Origin of the sequence: Pulveribacter suum (genome assembly GCF_003013695.1) — a bacterium.
Taxonomy (GTDB): Bacteria; Pseudomonadota; Gammaproteobacteria; order Burkholderiales; family Burkholderiaceae_C; genus Melaminivora; species Melaminivora suum.
This window is the reverse complement of the sequence record NZ_CP027792.1, coordinates 839,371-853,434: the sequence shown is the minus strand read 5'-3', so window position 1 is coordinate 853,434 and position 14,064 is coordinate 839,371. Positions and strand designations below refer to the sequence as shown.

The window sequence follows — 14,064 nt, the reverse complement described above, 5'->3', positions numbered from 1 at the left end:
TTTTCCGTATGAGGCCCTTGCCCCCCGCTCCGACCGAATCACCAGTATCCCCCGCGGCCCTCACGCGGCGTGCCTGCCTGGCGCGTACCGCGGCGCTGTGGGCCGCGCCCATGGCGGCCGCGCAGGCCCAGACGGGCGGCAGCGCGCAGCGCCCGGCGGTGCTGAACCTGTCGCTGGAGCCCGACAGCCTGGACCCCACCATGGCAGCCGCGGCCGCGGTGGGCGAGGTGACGCACTACAACGTGCTGGAAGGGCTGACCCGCATCGAGGAAAACGGCGCCGTCTCGCCGCTGCTGGCCGAGTCCTGGCAGGGCAGCGCCGACGGGCGCTCGTGGAGCTTTCGGCTGCGCCCGGGCGTGCGCTTTCACGACGGCAGCGCGCTGGACGCGGCGGCCGTGCGCTTTTCCTTCGGGCGGGCGCAGGCGCCCGGCTCCACCAACAAGGCGCGCCGCGCGCTGTTCGACAACCTCGCCACCATCGAGACGCCGGATGCGCGCACCGTCGCCCTGACCCTGCACCGCCCGGACGCGCAACTGCTGTTTCGCCTGGGCGAGGCCACGGCCTGCGTGCTGCACCCGGGCAGCGCCGCCCAAGCGGCAGGCGCGCCAGTGGGCACCGGGCCCTACCGGGTCAGCGACTGGCAGCGCGGGCACAGCATCACGCTGGCGCGCGCTCCCCACGCCCGCGCGGCGCACGAGGTGCCGCTGGACGGGGCGGTGTTTCGCTTCATCCACGAGCCTGCGGCGCGCGAGGCGGCCCTGGAGTCAGGCGAGGTGGACCTGTTCTTTCAGTTCGCCACCGGCAGCGTGCGGCGCTTTCGCGATGACACGCGCTACCAGGTGCTGATCGGCAGCTCCAGCGGCAAGGGCATGCTGGCGCTGAACCACCGGCGCGCCCCGCTGGGCGATGTGCGCGTGCGCCGCGCCATCACCCATGCCATCGACCGCGAGGGCTTCATCCGCCAGGCGCTGGACGGGCACGGCCGGGCCATCGGCAGCCACTTCGCGCCCACCGACGCGGGCTACCTGAATCTGCAAAGCCTGTACCCCTACGACCCGGCCCGCGCCCGCGCACTGCTGCAGGAGGCGGGCGTGCGCACGCCGCTGTCTCTGGAGCTGGCGCTGCCGCCTGCGCCCTACGCGCTCACGGGCGGCGACGTGGTGGCTGAGTACCTGGCACGGGTCGGCATACGGGCCAGGGTGCGGCGCCTGCAGTGGCACGAATGGCTGGCCGGACCGTTTCGCGGCGATTTCGACCTGACCCTCATCAACCACGTCGAGCCGCTGGACTACCTGATCTACACCGACCCCGGCTACTACTTCGGCTACGACAGCCCGGCCTTTCGCGCCCTGGCCGAGCAGCACGCCCTGGCCGAGTACCCGCGCGCGCGCCAGCAGCTGTTCGCCCAGCTGCAGCGCCACTTGGCGCGCGATGCTGCCAACGCCTGGATCTTCACGCCCAATCTGGTCACCGTGGTGCGCAAGGGGCTGCGCGGGGCGTGGATGAACTACCCCATCTTCGCGCACGACATCGGCGCCATGTCGTGGGGCTGAATGTCGCTCCTGTATTGATAGCTGCTGGCGCTTGACTGACGCGCTCCAGGGCCTGATTTCACCCCCAAAACGTCACCGTCCACGTAGTACCAGCGCCCGTCGTCCTCGCGCACGAAACGGCTGCGCTCGTGCAGCCGGTGGGCCGGGCCGCCGCCGGCGCGAGAGCGGGCGACAAACTCCACCTCGGCGCTGTGCGGCGCCAGCACTCGGTGGGAGCGCAGCTGCAGCCCCAGCCAGCGCACGCCGGCCTCGAAATCGAGCTGCGCCGGCCGATGCGAGGCGTGCCAGGTAGCCAGCAGGTAGTCGGCCCGCTCGCGCACGAAGGCGGTGTAGCGCGAGCGCATCAGGCTTTCGGCGTCGGGCGCCGGGGCGCCTTCCCAGTGGTCGATGTAGCGGCCGCAGCAGGCGGCATAGGGCAGCGTGCGGCCGCAGGGGCAAGGCAACAGGTCGGGCGGCGCGGCAGGTGCAGAGCGGGCGGTCATGCCGGCATTGTCAGCGCGGCGCCGCCGCCACGGGAGATTGCCCGGCAGGCGCACGGCCGCCTGTCCCGCACGTGCCGGCGCCGCGTTGCTTAAGCTGGCGCAAACCCGGGCACGGGCCCGCGGTGATGGGAGGTGTGGCCATGTTCGACATGGAGGTGCCCTGGTGGGAATTCGTCCTGCGCGGGGTGGCGGTTTATGTATTCCTGCTGGTGTTTTTGCGCGTGACGGGCCGGCGCCAGACCGGGCAACTGGCGCCGTTCGATCTGGTGCTGCTGCTGATCCTGTCCAACGCCGTGCAGAACTCCATGAACGCGGGCGACAACTCGCTGATCGGCGGGCTGGCTTCGGCGGCGACGCTGCTGCTGTGCCACACCGCCCTGTCGCACCTGACCTACCGCTTTCCGCGGCTGGAGCGGCTGATCGACGGCTCGCCGCGGGTGCTGGTGCGCAACGGCCAGGTCAACGACCGGCTGATGCGCCAGGAGCTGCTGTCCATCGAGGACCTGATGGCTGCGCTGCGCGCCGGCGGCGGCCTGCACCTGCGCGAGGTGGAGCGCGCCACCATCGAGGCCAACGGCAACATCACCGTGGTGCTGCGCCGCCGCGAAAGCGAGTGACGACGCCGGCCGCCCTCAGGCCAGCGCGCGCTGGATAATGATCTTCTGCACGTCGCTGGTGCCCTCGTAGATCTGGCACACCCGCACGTCGCGGTAGATGCGCTCCACGGGGAAGTCGTTCACCACGCCATAGCCGCCCAGGGTCTGGATGGCGGCGCTGCACACCCTTTCCGCCATCTCGCTGGCAAACAGCTTGGCCATGGCCGCTTCCTTCAGGCACGGCCGGCCCGCGTCGCGCAGGGCAGCGGCGTGCCAGATCAGCTGGCGCGCGGCCTCGATCTGCGTAGCGCAGTCGGCCAGGCGAAAGCCCACCGCCTGGTGGTTGAAGATGGGCTGGCCGAAGCTCTCGCGCTCCTTGCTGTATTGCAAGGCGAACTCAAAGGCCGCGCGCGCCATGCCCACGCTTTGCGCGGCGATGCCGATGCGCCCGCCCTCCAGCGCGCCCAGCGCGATCTTGTAACCCTCGCCCTCGGCGCCGATCAGGTTGGCGGCCGGGATGCGGCAGCCATCGAGGTTGATCTGCGCCGTGTCGCTGCTGTGCTGTCCCAGCTTGTCTTCCAGCCGGGCGACGTGGTAGCCCGCCGCATCGGTGGGTACGAGGAAGGCGCTCATGCCGCGTTTGCCGGCGGCCTTGTCGGTCACGGCGATGACGATGGCCACCTGGCCGTTCTTGCCGCTGGTGATGAACTGCTTGACGCCGTCGATGACGTACTCGTCCCCCTCGCGCACGGCGGTGGTGCGCAGGGCGGAAGCGTCCGAGCCCACGTGCGGCTCGGTCAGGCAGAACGCCCCCAGCATCTCGCCGCGCGCCAGGGGCGTGAGCCACTGGCGCTTTTGCGCCTCGCTGCCGTAGCGCATCAAGATGGCGTTGACGGGGCAGTTGGTGACGGAAATCGCCGTGCTGGTACCGCCGTCGCCCGCGGCGATTTCCTCCAGCACCAGCGCCAGGCTGATGTAGTCCAGCCCGGCGCCGCCATATTCCTCGGGTACGCAAATGCCGTAGGCGCCCAGTGCCGCCAGCCCGCGATGCACCTCGCGCGGGAAAGTGTGCTCGCGGTCCCACTGCGCGGCGTGCGGGGCGATCTGCCCCTGCACGAAATCGCGCATGGCATCGCGGATCATTTCCTGGTCCTGGGTCAGCAGCATGGCTGGTTTCCTTATAGTGGGTGGGATTGCAAAGCGGCCGGCTACCAGGTGCTGGCGCGCCGGCCGTCGTGGTGCAGCAGCTGGCCGCGGTCTTCGGGCTGCACGCCGGCGAGCACGGCGCGCATGCCCTGCACGCTGTCCTGCACGGTGAGCGGCGCGGCCTCGCCGCCCATGTCGGTCTGCACCCAGCCCGGGTCCAGCGCGATGAGCGTGGCGCCAGGGTAGTCGTGCTGCGCGGCGGCCACCGCCATGTTCAGCGCGGCCTTGCTGGTGCGATAGACCCAAGCATTGCTGGCAGGCACCGCGCCGATCTGCGACATGGACGAGGACAAAAAGGCGAACACGCCGCCGCCCGCCTCGACCAGCGGCGCCACCTGCGGCAGGGTTTGCATGGCGCCCAGCACATTGGCGTGCATGACGGCGTCGAAGTCCTCGCGCGTGGGCGGCGTGCGCGCATCCGGGCGGCGCATGACGCCGGCCACGTACAGCGCCACGTCCAGGCGCTCGCCGTCGAGCTGCCAGGACAGGGCGCTGACGCTGGCCGGGTTGGCCACGTCCACCGTGAGGGGCTGCGCACCCAGCGCCTGCACGCGCTCGGCACCGGCCGCATCGCGCACGGTGGCCAGCACGCGCCAGCCGGCCGCGCGGTACTGGCGCACAAATTCCAGGCCGATGCCGCGCGAGGCGCCGATCACCAGGGCTATGGGCATGGTTGGTGGTTTTTAGTCAAATCGACCTCCAGCGCCCGTCCATCAAGCGCCAGCAGCTATCAAACCAGGAGTGCTGGTTGGGCGCACTCACACCAGCTCGACGGCCATGGCCGTGGCTTCGCCGCCGCCGATGCACAGGGTGGCCACGCCCTTCTTCTTTCCGCGCGCCTTCAGCGCCGACAGCAGCGTGACCAGGATGCGCGCGCCGCTGGCGCCGATGGGGTGGCCCAGGGCGCAGGCGCCACCGTTGACGTTTACCTTCTCGTGCGGCACGCCCAGGTCCTTCATCAGCGCCATGGGCACCACGGCAAAGGCCTCGTTGATCTCCCACAGGTCCACGTCGCCCACCTTCCAGCCGGCTTTCTTCAGCACCTTCTCGGTCGCGCCGACGGGTGCGGTGGTGAACCACTCGGGCTCCTGCGCGTGCGTGGCGTGGGCGACGATGCGCGCCAGGGGCTTGGCGCCCAGCTCTTTGGCGGTCGATTCGCGCATCAGCACCAGGGCGGCGGCGCCGTCGTTGATGCTGGAGCTGGACGCAGCAGTGATGGTGCCGTCCTTCTTGAAGGCGGGCTTGAGGCCGGCGATCTTGTCCAGCCGGGCCTTGGCCGGGCCTTCGTCCTCGCTCACCGTGACCTCACCCTTGCGCGTCTTGACGGTCACGGGCGTGATCTCGTCCTTGAACGCGCCCGTTTTCGCAGCTTCCTGGGCGCGCTGCACGCTGGCGATCGCAAACGCATCCTGCTGCTCGCGGGTGAACTGGTATTTGGCGGCGCAGTCTTCGCCGAAGGTGCCCATGGAGCGACCGGCCTCGTAGGCGTCTTCCAGGCCGTCCAGCATCATGTGGTCATAGACCTTGTCGTGGCCCATGCGGTAGCCGCCGCGGCCTTTTTTCAGCAGGTAGGGCGCGTTGGTCATGCTCTCCATGCCGCCGGCCACCACCACGTCGCGGCTACCGGCGACCAGCTGGTCGTGCGCCAGCAGGGTCGCCTCCATGCCGGCGCCGCACATCTTGGACAGTGTCACGGCGCCGGTGCTGCGCGGCAGCCCGGCCGCGTGGCCCGCCTGGCGCGCAGGCGCCTGGCCCTGGCCGGCCATCAGGCAGTTGCCCAGCAGCACTTCATCGACTTTTTCAGGCGCGATGCCCGAGCGCTCGACCGCGGCGCGGATGGCGGCGCCCCCGAGTTCCCAGGCCTGCAGCTCGGCGAAGTCGCCCTGGAAGGCGCCCATGGGCGTGCGCGCGGCGCCGACGATGACGATGGGGTCTTGGGTGGTGTGCGGGGAAGTCATGGCATGGCTCCTGAAACAGGTGATGGTTGGGAAAGCGGAAAATGTGCGGCTGCGCCAAAGCGCCGCTGCACGTCGTAGGGGAACACGTCATAGACGTGGCCGGCGCGGATGCGCTCCTGGTGCGACTGCCAAAACTGCACGTCCAGCAGGTCGGCGTGGTGGCGCAGGAAGATCTCGCGCACGGCGGGGTTGCCCAGCAAAAAGGGCGCGAAGGTCTCGGGAAAGACGTCGCGCGGGCCGACGGGCCACCAGACTTCGCCCGAGAGCTCGTCGTCTTCGCTGCGCGGCGGCGGCACCCGGCGGAAGTGGCAGTCGGTGAGGTACTCGATCTCGTCGTAGTCGTAGAACACGACCTTGCCGTTGCGGGTGATGCCGAAGTTCTTCCACAGCATGTCGCCGGGGAAGATATTGGCCGCCACCAGATCCTTGAGGGCGTTGCCGTACTCGACCACGGCGTGCTCCAGCGCGCTGCGGGCCTCGGGCTGCTCCAGCCCGGCGTCGAAGCATTCCTGCAGATGGATGTTCATCGGCACCATGCGCCGCTCGATGTACAGGTGGCGGATGATGACTTCCTGCCTGCCGTCGCCGTCCCGGTCACTGATCTCGAGCTGGCTGGGCGCGTGCTGCTGGATCTCGGCGATCAGCGCGTCGGAAAAGCGCTCACGCGGGAACGCCACCAGGCTGTACTCCAGCGTGTCGGCCATACGGCCCACGCGGTCGTGCTGCTTGACCAGCAGGTACTTGGCCTTGACCTGCTCGCGCGTCGTGTCCTTGGGCGCCGGGAAGCGATCCTTGATCAGCTTGAAGACGTAGGGAAAGCTGGGCAGGTCGAACACCAGCATGACCATGCCCTTGATGCCGGGGGCGATGCGGAATTGGTCGCTGGAGTATTTCAGGTGGTGCAGGAAGTCGCGGTAGAAGAGCGTCTTGCCCTGCTTGGCCAGGCCCAGCGCGGTGTAGAGCTCGCCGCGGGGCTTGCGCGGCATGAGGCTGCGCAGGAACTGCACGTAGGCGCTCGGCACTTCCATGTCCACCATGAAATACGCCCGGGCGAACGAGAACAGCATCTGCAGGTCGGCCTCGCCGAACAGCACCGCGTCGATGATCAGCCCGCCCTGCTCGCCGTGCAGGATGGGCAGCGCAAAGGGCAGCTCGGCGTAGCCGTTGATGACCTTGCCCACCAGGTACGCGCCCTTGTTGCGGTAGAACAAGCTGGTCAGCACCTGGATCTGGAAGTTGGTGCGCCACTTCACGCTCCCCAAGCGGGCATTGATGGCGTGCACCACCAGCGCCACGTCGCGCGGCAGGTCCTCAAAGGGGCGCTGCAACGCAAAGTCCTGCACGATGGCCGTGACCATCTCGGGCAGGCGCGTGGCCTGCGGGTAATAGGCGCGGTAGGTGGGCCGCGCGGCCGGATCGTCGCTTTCGATGTACTCGGTGCTGACGGCGGGGCGCACGAAGATGAAGTCGTTCTGGAAGTGCGTGCGGTGCAGGATCTTGGTGGTGACCGAGTTGAAGAAGGTCTCTGCCAGCTCGGGCTGCAGGTGGTTCACCATCAGGCCGATGTAGTGCAGCTTGACCTGGTGCCACACGGCCATGGGCAGGGTGCCGGCCTGAAACTCCTTGTCCAGCCGCCGCACGCATTCCTTCACCCGCAGGTCGTAGAACTCGATGCGCTCGCGCTGCGCACGCTGCTGGCCGTGCCAGTCGGCTGTTTCAAAGCGGTGCTTGGCGCGCGCGGACTCGGCGCGAAACAGCCTGTAGTGGCGGTTGAAGCCGTCCATCATGGCCCGGGCGATGGACCAGGCCTGCGGGGCGTCGAGGCGTTCGGGGAACATGGCAAATACCAGGCCGCTTCAGACCGGGCCGACTATGCCGTTGCCATGTTCATGAGAATGCCTCGGCCTGCCCGTACGCGTGCCGTCAGCCGCGCTCGCGCGCCGCCACGCGCTCGACGGCGCGGCGCTGCACCTCGTCCAGGCCACCCTCGCCCGGTACCGTCACCTCGACGTTGGTGATCAGGCCGTTTTGCAGGCTGTAGCACCAGCCGTGCAGCGTCAGCGCCTGCCCGCGCGCCCAGGCGTCATGCACCACGGTGCTGTGCGCCACGTTGGCCACCTGCTCGATGACGTTGAGCTCGCACAACGCATCCAGGCGCCACTGCGGGGACAGGTCCTGCAGCAGATCGGCGTACTTGTCGCGCACATCCTTCACATGGCGGATCCAGTTGTCGGCCAAGCCGACGCGGATGTCCTCAAGCGCCGCGCGCACGCCGCCGCAGCCGTAGTGGCCGACGACCATGAGGTGCTGCACGTGCAGCTGATCCACGGCGTACTGGATGGTGGACAGCGCGTTCAGGTCACTGGGCACGACCACATTGGCGATGTTGCGGTGCACGAACACCTCGCCCGGCTCCAGGCCCGTGATCTGGTTGGCGGGCACGCGGCTGTCGGAGCAGCCGATCCACATGTAGCGCGGCTTTTGCTGCGCCATCAGCCCGGTGAAGAAGCCCGGTCGGTCACGCTCCATTTCCTGCGCCCATTCACGGTTGTGTACGAACAGCTCTTCAATGGAGGTGGTGGTCATCGGGACTCCTGGGGTGGTTGAAAGAAAGGTGCCGTGGCGCGCTCAGCAGGTTTCAGCGAACAACTCGCGGCCGATCAGCATGCGGCGGATCTCGCTGGTGCCGGCGCCGATCTCGTACAGCTTGGCGTCGCGCCACAGGCGGCCCAGCGGGTATTCGTTGATATAGCCATTGCCGCCGAAGATCTGAATGCCCTCGCCCGCCATCCAGGTGGCCTTCTCGGCCGTCCACAGGATGACGCTGGCGCAGTCCTTGCGCACCTGGCGCACGTGCTCGGTGCCCAGCATGTCCAGGTTCTTGGCCACGGTGTAGGCGAACGAACGTGCGGCCTGGAGCACGGTGTACATGTCGGCCACCTTGCCCTGGATGAGCTGGAACTCGCCAATGCTCTGGCCGAACTGCTTGCGGTCATGGATGTAGGGAATGACGTTGTCCATGACGGATTGCATGATGCCCAGAGGGCCGCCGGTCAACACGGCGCGCTCGTAGTCCAGGCCGCTCATCAGCACCTTGGCGCCGCCATTGACCTGGCCCAGCACGTTCTCCGCCGGCACCTGGACGTTTTCGAACACCAGCTCGCCGGTATGGCTGCCGCGCATGCCCAGCTTGTCGAGCTTTTGCGCGACGGAAAACCCCTTCATGCCCTTTTCGATCAGGAACGCCGTCACACCGCGCGCGCCCATTTCGGGCTCGGTCTTGGCATAGACCACCAGGGTGTCGGCGTCCGGGCCGTTGGTGATCCACATCTTGCTGCCGTTCAGCAGGTAATAGCCGCCCTTGTCTTCGGCCTTCAGCTTCATGCTGATGACGTCGGAGCCGGCGCCCGGCTCGCTCATGGCCAGCGCGCCCACGTGTTCACCGCTGATCAGCTTGGGCAGGTACTTGGCTTTCTGCGCCTCGCTGCCATTGCGGTTGATCTGGTTCACGCACAGGTTGCTGTGCGCTCCGTAGGACAGGCCTACCGAGGCACTGGCGCGGGAGATTTCTTCCATCGCCACCATGTGGGCGAGGTAGCCCATGTCGGCGCCGCCATATTGCTCGGACACGGTGATGCCCAGCACGCCCAGTGCACCCATCTTCGTCCACAGATCCATGGGGAAACAGTCGCTTTGGTCGATCTCCCCGGCGCGGGGGGCGATCTCGACCTGAGCGAACTCGCGCACTGCGTCGCGCAGGGCGTCGATGTCTTCGCCCAACTGGAAGTTCAGGCCAGGCAACGGGTTGATGCTCATGAATGGGCTCCTGTGCGGTATGCGAGAAAAGGCAATGACGTTTACGTAAACGTCAATTATCCATGAATTTGCGTCGATGCAGCATCCATTTTTCGCAGCAGCTCCCGCGCCTCGCGTTCGTGCTCCCGGACTTCATCCAGGTTGGCTTGAAGGTCAGTCATCTGGGCTTCAAGCTGCTTGCGGTGCGTCGCCAGCACTTCCAGAAAACGGTGCAACTGCACACCCGTGTCGCGGGGGCTGTCATACAAATCGATGATCTCTTTGGCCTCGGTCAGCGACAGGCCCAGCCGCTTGGCACGCAGGGTCAGGCGCAGGCGGGTGCGGTCGCGGGCAGTGTAGACGCGGGTACGGCCGCCGGGACCGCTGCGCTCCGGGCACAGCAAGCCCATGTCTTCATAGAACCGCATTGCCCGGGTCGTGAGGTCAAACTCGCGGGCGAGATCACTAATGGTGTAGGTGGCCATGGCTGAAAGAGAAAGCAAAAGCGCAAGCCGGCCATAGGGCTCCGGAGTCCGCATTGACGTGTACGTCAATACTACCGCAGCAGTTCATTGTGCTACTAGCCAACCCTCATTTTCTTTCCCCCAAAAGCCAAAACCCCCCTTACGCTATTTGAGCGAAGGGGGGAGAGGCTTGATGAGTAGCCTGACGATGACCTACTTTCACACGGGAATCCGCACTATCATTGGCGCGAAGTCGTTTCACGGTCCTGTTCGGGATGGGAAGGGGTGGTACCGACTTGCTATGGTCGTCAGGCTTTAACGGGTCAGGGGGCGGCTTCTTTTGGGTAGGTGGAAGCTGCGCCCTGGTGATTCATAGAGTCGAAGGCGGTTCAGCGTTGGGGGCTAGTTTGATTGCGCCGGCATGGATAACGTTGTGATCCTTGGGTTTATGCGTGTCATGCTGCGCTGTGCGTTGTGCACAGGGCGATCAAAGTTATAGGGTCAAGCCTCACGGGCAATTAGTACTGGTTAGCTACATGCATTGCTGCACTTCCACACCCAGCCTATCAACGTCGTGGTCTACAACGACCCTTCAGGGGGCTCAAGGCCCCGGCAGATCTCATCTTGAAACGAGTTTCCCGCTTAGATGCTTTCAGCGGTTATCTCTTCCACACTTAGCTACTCGGCGATGCCACTGGCGTGACAACCGATACACCAGAGGTGTGTCCACTCCGGTCCTCTCGTACTAGGAGCAGGCTTCCTCAAATCTGCAGCGCCCACGGAAGATAGGGACCAAACTGTCTCACGACGTTTTAAACCCAGCTCACGTACCTCTTTAAATGGCGAACAGCCATACCCTTGGGACCGACTACAGCCCCAGGATGAGATGAGCCGACATCGAGGTGCCAAACACCGCCGTCGATATGAACTCTTGGGCGGTATCAGCCTGTTATCCCCAGAGTACCTTTTATCCGTTGAGCGATGGCCCTTCCATACAGAACCACCGGATCACTATGTCCTGCTTTCGCATCTGCTCGACTTGTCAGTCTCGCAGTTAAGCACGCTTATGCCATTGCACTATCGTCACGATGTCCGACCGTAACTAGCGTACCTTCGAACTCCTCCGTTACGCTTTGGGAGGAGACCGCCCCAGTCAAACTGCCTACCATGCACTGTCCCCGATCCAGATAATGGACCTGGGTTAGAACCTCAAACGCACCAGGGTGGTATTTCAAGGATGGCTCCATGCGATCTGGCGACCGCACTTCAAAGCCTCCCACCTATCCTACACAGATTCGTTCAAAGTCCAATACAAAGCTACAGTAAAGGTTCATGGGGTCTTTCCGTCTTTCCGCGGGTAGATTGCATCATCACAAACATTTCAACTTCGCTGAGTCTCAGGAGGAGACAGCGTGGCCATCGTTACGCCATTCGTGCAGGTCGGAACTTACCCGACAAGGAATTTCGCTACCTTAGGACCGTTATAGTTACGGCCGCCGTTTACTGGGACTTCGATCAAGAGCTTGCACCCCATCACTTAATCTTCCAGCACCGGGCAGGCGTCACACCCTATACGTCCACTTTCGTGTTTGCAGAGTGCTGTGTTTTTATTAAACAGTCGCAGCCACCGATTTATTGCAACCGCTTTGGGCTTGCCTTGTACAGGTTCACCTACTTGCGGCATACCTTCTCCCGAAGTTACGGTATCAATTTGCCGAGTTCCTTCTCCTGAGTTCTCTCAAGCGCCTTAGAATACTCATCTCGCGCACCAGTGTCGGTTTGCGGTACGGTCGTCAATAGCTGAAGCTTAGTGGCTTTTCCTGGAAGCAGGGTATTACTCACTTCGTGTGCAAGCACACTCGTTATCACCCCTCATCTAAGCCCGGCGGATTTGCCTACCGGGCACGACTACAGGCTTGAACCAACATATCCAACAGTTGGCTGAGCTAACCTTCTCCGTCCCCACATCGCACTATTGATCGGTACAGGAATATTGACCTGTTTCCCATCAGCTACGCATCTCTGCCTCGCCTTAGGGGCCGACTCACCCTACGCCGATGAACGTTGCGTAGGAAACCTTGCGCTTACGGCGAGCGGGCTTTTCACCCGCTTTAACGCTACTCATGTCAGCATTCGCACTTGTGATACCTCCAGCAGCCTTCACAAGCTGCCTTCACAGGCTTACACAACGCTCTCCTACCACGCACAGTAAACTGTGCATCCGCAGCTTCGGTAACTGGCTTGAGCCCCGTTACATCTTCCGCGCAGGACGACTCGATCAGTGAGCTATTACGCTTTCTTTAAATGATGGCTGCTTCTAAGCCAACATCCTGACTGTCTTAGCCTTCCCACTTCGTTTCCCACTTAGCCAATTTTAGGGACCTTAGCTGGCGGTCTGGGTTGTTTCCCTCTTGAGTCCGGACGTTAGCACCCGGTGCTCTGTCTCCCAAGCTGTACTCTGCAGTATTCGGAGTTTGCCTTGGTTTGGTAAGTCGCCATGACCCCCTAGCCAAAACAGTGCTCTACCCCCGCAGGTAATACTTGAGGCACTACCTAAATAGTTTTCGGAGAGAACCAGCTATTTCCAAGTTTGTTTAGCCTTTCACCCCTATCCACAGCTCATCCGCTAATTTTGCAACATTAGTCGGTTCGGACCTCCAGTACCTGTTACGGCACCTTCATCCTGGCCATGGATAGATCACTTGGTTTCGGGTCTACACCCAGCGACTAAATTTCGCCCTATTCGGACTCGATTTCTCTGCGCCTCCCCTATTCGGTTAAGCTTGCCACTGAATGTAAGTCGCTGACCCATTATACAAAAGGTACGCAGTCACCCTTGCGGGCTCCTACTTTTTGTAAGCATGCGGTTTCAGGATCTATTTCACTCCCCTCCCGGGGTTCTTTTCGCCTTTCCCTCACGGTACTGGTTCACTATCGGTCGATGATGAGTATTTAGCCTTGGAGGATGGTCCCCCCATATTCAGACAGGGTTTCTCGTGCCCCGCCCTACTTGTCTCTAGCCTAGTACCACCGATCGGTTTTCGCATACGGGGCTATCACCCACTATGGCCGGCCTTTCCATGCCGCTTTGCTAACCGTTCGACTATCACTAGAAGGCTGTTGCAATTTCGCTCGCCACTACTTTCGCAATCTCGGTTGATGTCTTTTCCTCGAGCTACTTAGATGTTTCAGTTCACTCGGTTCGCCTCGCCGACCTATGTATTCAGTCGGCGATACCCTTGCGGGTGGGTTTCCCCATTCAGAAATCTCCGGATCAATGCTTATTTGCCAGCTCCCCGAAGCTTATCGCAGGCTATCACGTCTTTCGTCGCCTATCATCGCCAAGGCATCCACCACATGCTCTTAGTCACTTGACCCTATAACTTTGACCCCTTGCCTTGCAGCAAAGGAACCATTCGTCACAGCAGCCAAGGACCACTTGCGAGGTCTCGCACCTCGCGCGTTATTCATGCCGTAATTCCAAATGTGCTTTTTTTCAGGGCATCGCTGCCCTGGAGAACATTCGTCATTACTGAACAATTCCATTGAATCGTTCGTTTTGACGCAATCAAACTAGTTGCTGGTGGCACGGTGCACTCCCGCAGGAGCGCTTTCCACCAGCAACGCTGATTTCGACTCTATGAATTTTTAAAGAACAGCCGATTGATGCGAGCAATCTCGCCTCAACAACGAAGCGCTCTGGCGTGGTGCCAAACCGCTTGGGTGTTGCCCCTGATGCGTGCAAGCTCAGGAAAGGTAGATAAGGAATGCAGTGCTCAAAGAGTAAGCACTTGAGGGGTCCAGTGGTTGGTGGAGGATGACGGGATCGAACCGACGACCCCCTGCTTGCAAAGCAGGTGCTCTCCCAGCTGAGCTAATCCCCCTTCCGTCCTCGCCTTCGATCGTCGTGCAGAAAGATGATGGTGGGTCTAGTTGGGCTCGAACCAACGACCCCCGCCTTATCAAGACGGTGCTCTAACCAGCTGAGCTACAGACCCGATTGCCTGCCT

At 63.5% G+C, this 14,064-nt stretch carries 9 protein-coding genes, 2 tRNA genes, 2 rRNA genes and 1 pseudogene; 2 read left to right on the top strand and 12 right to left on the bottom strand.

Annotated elements, in window-relative coordinates; genetic code table 11:
- Nucleotides 1-8: 8 nt before the first annotated feature.
- Nucleotides 9-1,553: an ABC transporter substrate-binding protein gene (locus C7H73_RS03910; RefSeq protein ID WP_106845450.1), complete on the top strand. Its 1,545-nt coding sequence runs from the start codon at nucleotides 9-11 to the stop codon at nucleotides 1,551-1,553.
- Nucleotides 1,554-1,621: 68 nt separating this feature from the next.
- Here the strand turns inward: C7H73_RS03910 and C7H73_RS03905 are convergent.
- Nucleotides 1,622-2,035 (bottom strand): annotated as a pseudogene (locus C7H73_RS03905) (YchJ family protein); the annotation flags it as partial.
- A 140-nt stretch (nucleotides 2,036-2,175) separates the two neighbouring features.
- On the opposite strand from C7H73_RS03905, the gene C7H73_RS03900 reads away from it, so the two are divergent.
- Entirely contained in the window at nucleotides 2,176-2,652 is a 477-nt protein-coding gene (locus C7H73_RS03900; RefSeq protein WP_106847518.1) for a DUF421 domain-containing protein, read from the top strand.
- A gap of 15 nt (nucleotides 2,653-2,667) precedes the next feature.
- On the opposite strand, the gene C7H73_RS03895 is transcribed toward C7H73_RS03900, so the two are convergent.
- From C7H73_RS03895 to C7H73_RS03845, 11 genes are all read right to left on the bottom strand, one after another.
- Complete coding sequence (locus C7H73_RS03895) at nucleotides 2,668-3,798, bottom strand: acyl-CoA dehydrogenase family protein (protein WP_106845449.1); 1,131 nt, start codon at nucleotides 3,796-3,798, stop codon at nucleotides 2,668-2,670.
- 41 nt (nucleotides 3,799-3,839) lie between these two features.
- Complete coding sequence (locus tag C7H73_RS03890) at nucleotides 3,840-4,508, bottom strand: SDR family oxidoreductase (protein WP_106845448.1); 669 nt, start codon at nucleotides 4,506-4,508, stop codon at nucleotides 3,840-3,842.
- 87 nt (nucleotides 4,509-4,595) lie between these two features.
- Nucleotides 4,596-5,795 carry an acetyl-CoA C-acyltransferase gene (locus tag C7H73_RS03885; protein ID WP_106845447.1) on the bottom strand — a complete coding sequence of 400 codons (1,200 nt, stop codon included), beginning with the start codon at nucleotides 5,793-5,795 and terminating at the stop codon, nucleotides 4,596-4,598.
- The gene (aceK, locus tag C7H73_RS03880) at nucleotides 5,792-7,633 is read right to left on the bottom strand and encodes a bifunctional isocitrate dehydrogenase kinase/phosphatase (protein ID WP_106845446.1); all 1,842 of its coding nucleotides are present in this window, start codon (nucleotides 7,631-7,633) and stop codon (nucleotides 5,792-5,794) included. Before aceK ends, C7H73_RS03885 begins: the two co-directional genes overlap by 4 nt.
- Nucleotides 7,634-7,718: 85 nt before the next feature.
- Nucleotides 7,719-8,381 (bottom strand): carbonate dehydratase, encoded by a 663-nt coding sequence (can, locus tag C7H73_RS03875; RefSeq protein WP_106845445.1) that lies wholly within the window; start codon nucleotides 8,379-8,381, stop codon nucleotides 7,719-7,721.
- 42 nt (nucleotides 8,382-8,423) lie between these two features.
- Nucleotides 8,424-9,611: an isovaleryl-CoA dehydrogenase gene (locus tag C7H73_RS03870; protein WP_106845444.1), complete on the bottom strand. Its 1,188-nt coding sequence runs from the start codon at nucleotides 9,609-9,611 to the stop codon at nucleotides 8,424-8,426.
- 56 nt (nucleotides 9,612-9,667) lie between these two features.
- Complete coding sequence (locus C7H73_RS03865) at nucleotides 9,668-10,075, bottom strand: MerR family transcriptional regulator (protein ID WP_106845443.1); 408 nt, start codon at nucleotides 10,073-10,075, stop codon at nucleotides 9,668-9,670.
- Nucleotides 10,076-10,254: 179 nt separating this feature from the next.
- Nucleotides 10,255-10,367 (bottom strand): 5S ribosomal RNA (rrf, locus tag C7H73_RS03860).
- A 184-nt stretch (nucleotides 10,368-10,551) separates the two neighbouring features.
- A 23S ribosomal RNA gene (locus tag C7H73_RS03855) occupies nucleotides 10,552-13,431 on the bottom strand.
- Between the two features lie 431 nt (nucleotides 13,432-13,862).
- Nucleotides 13,863-13,938, bottom strand: a tRNA-Ala gene (locus C7H73_RS03850).
- Nucleotides 13,939-13,975: 37 nt separating this feature from the next.
- Nucleotides 13,976-14,052, bottom strand: a tRNA-Ile gene (locus C7H73_RS03845).
- Between the last annotated feature and the right edge of the window lie 12 nt (nucleotides 14,053-14,064).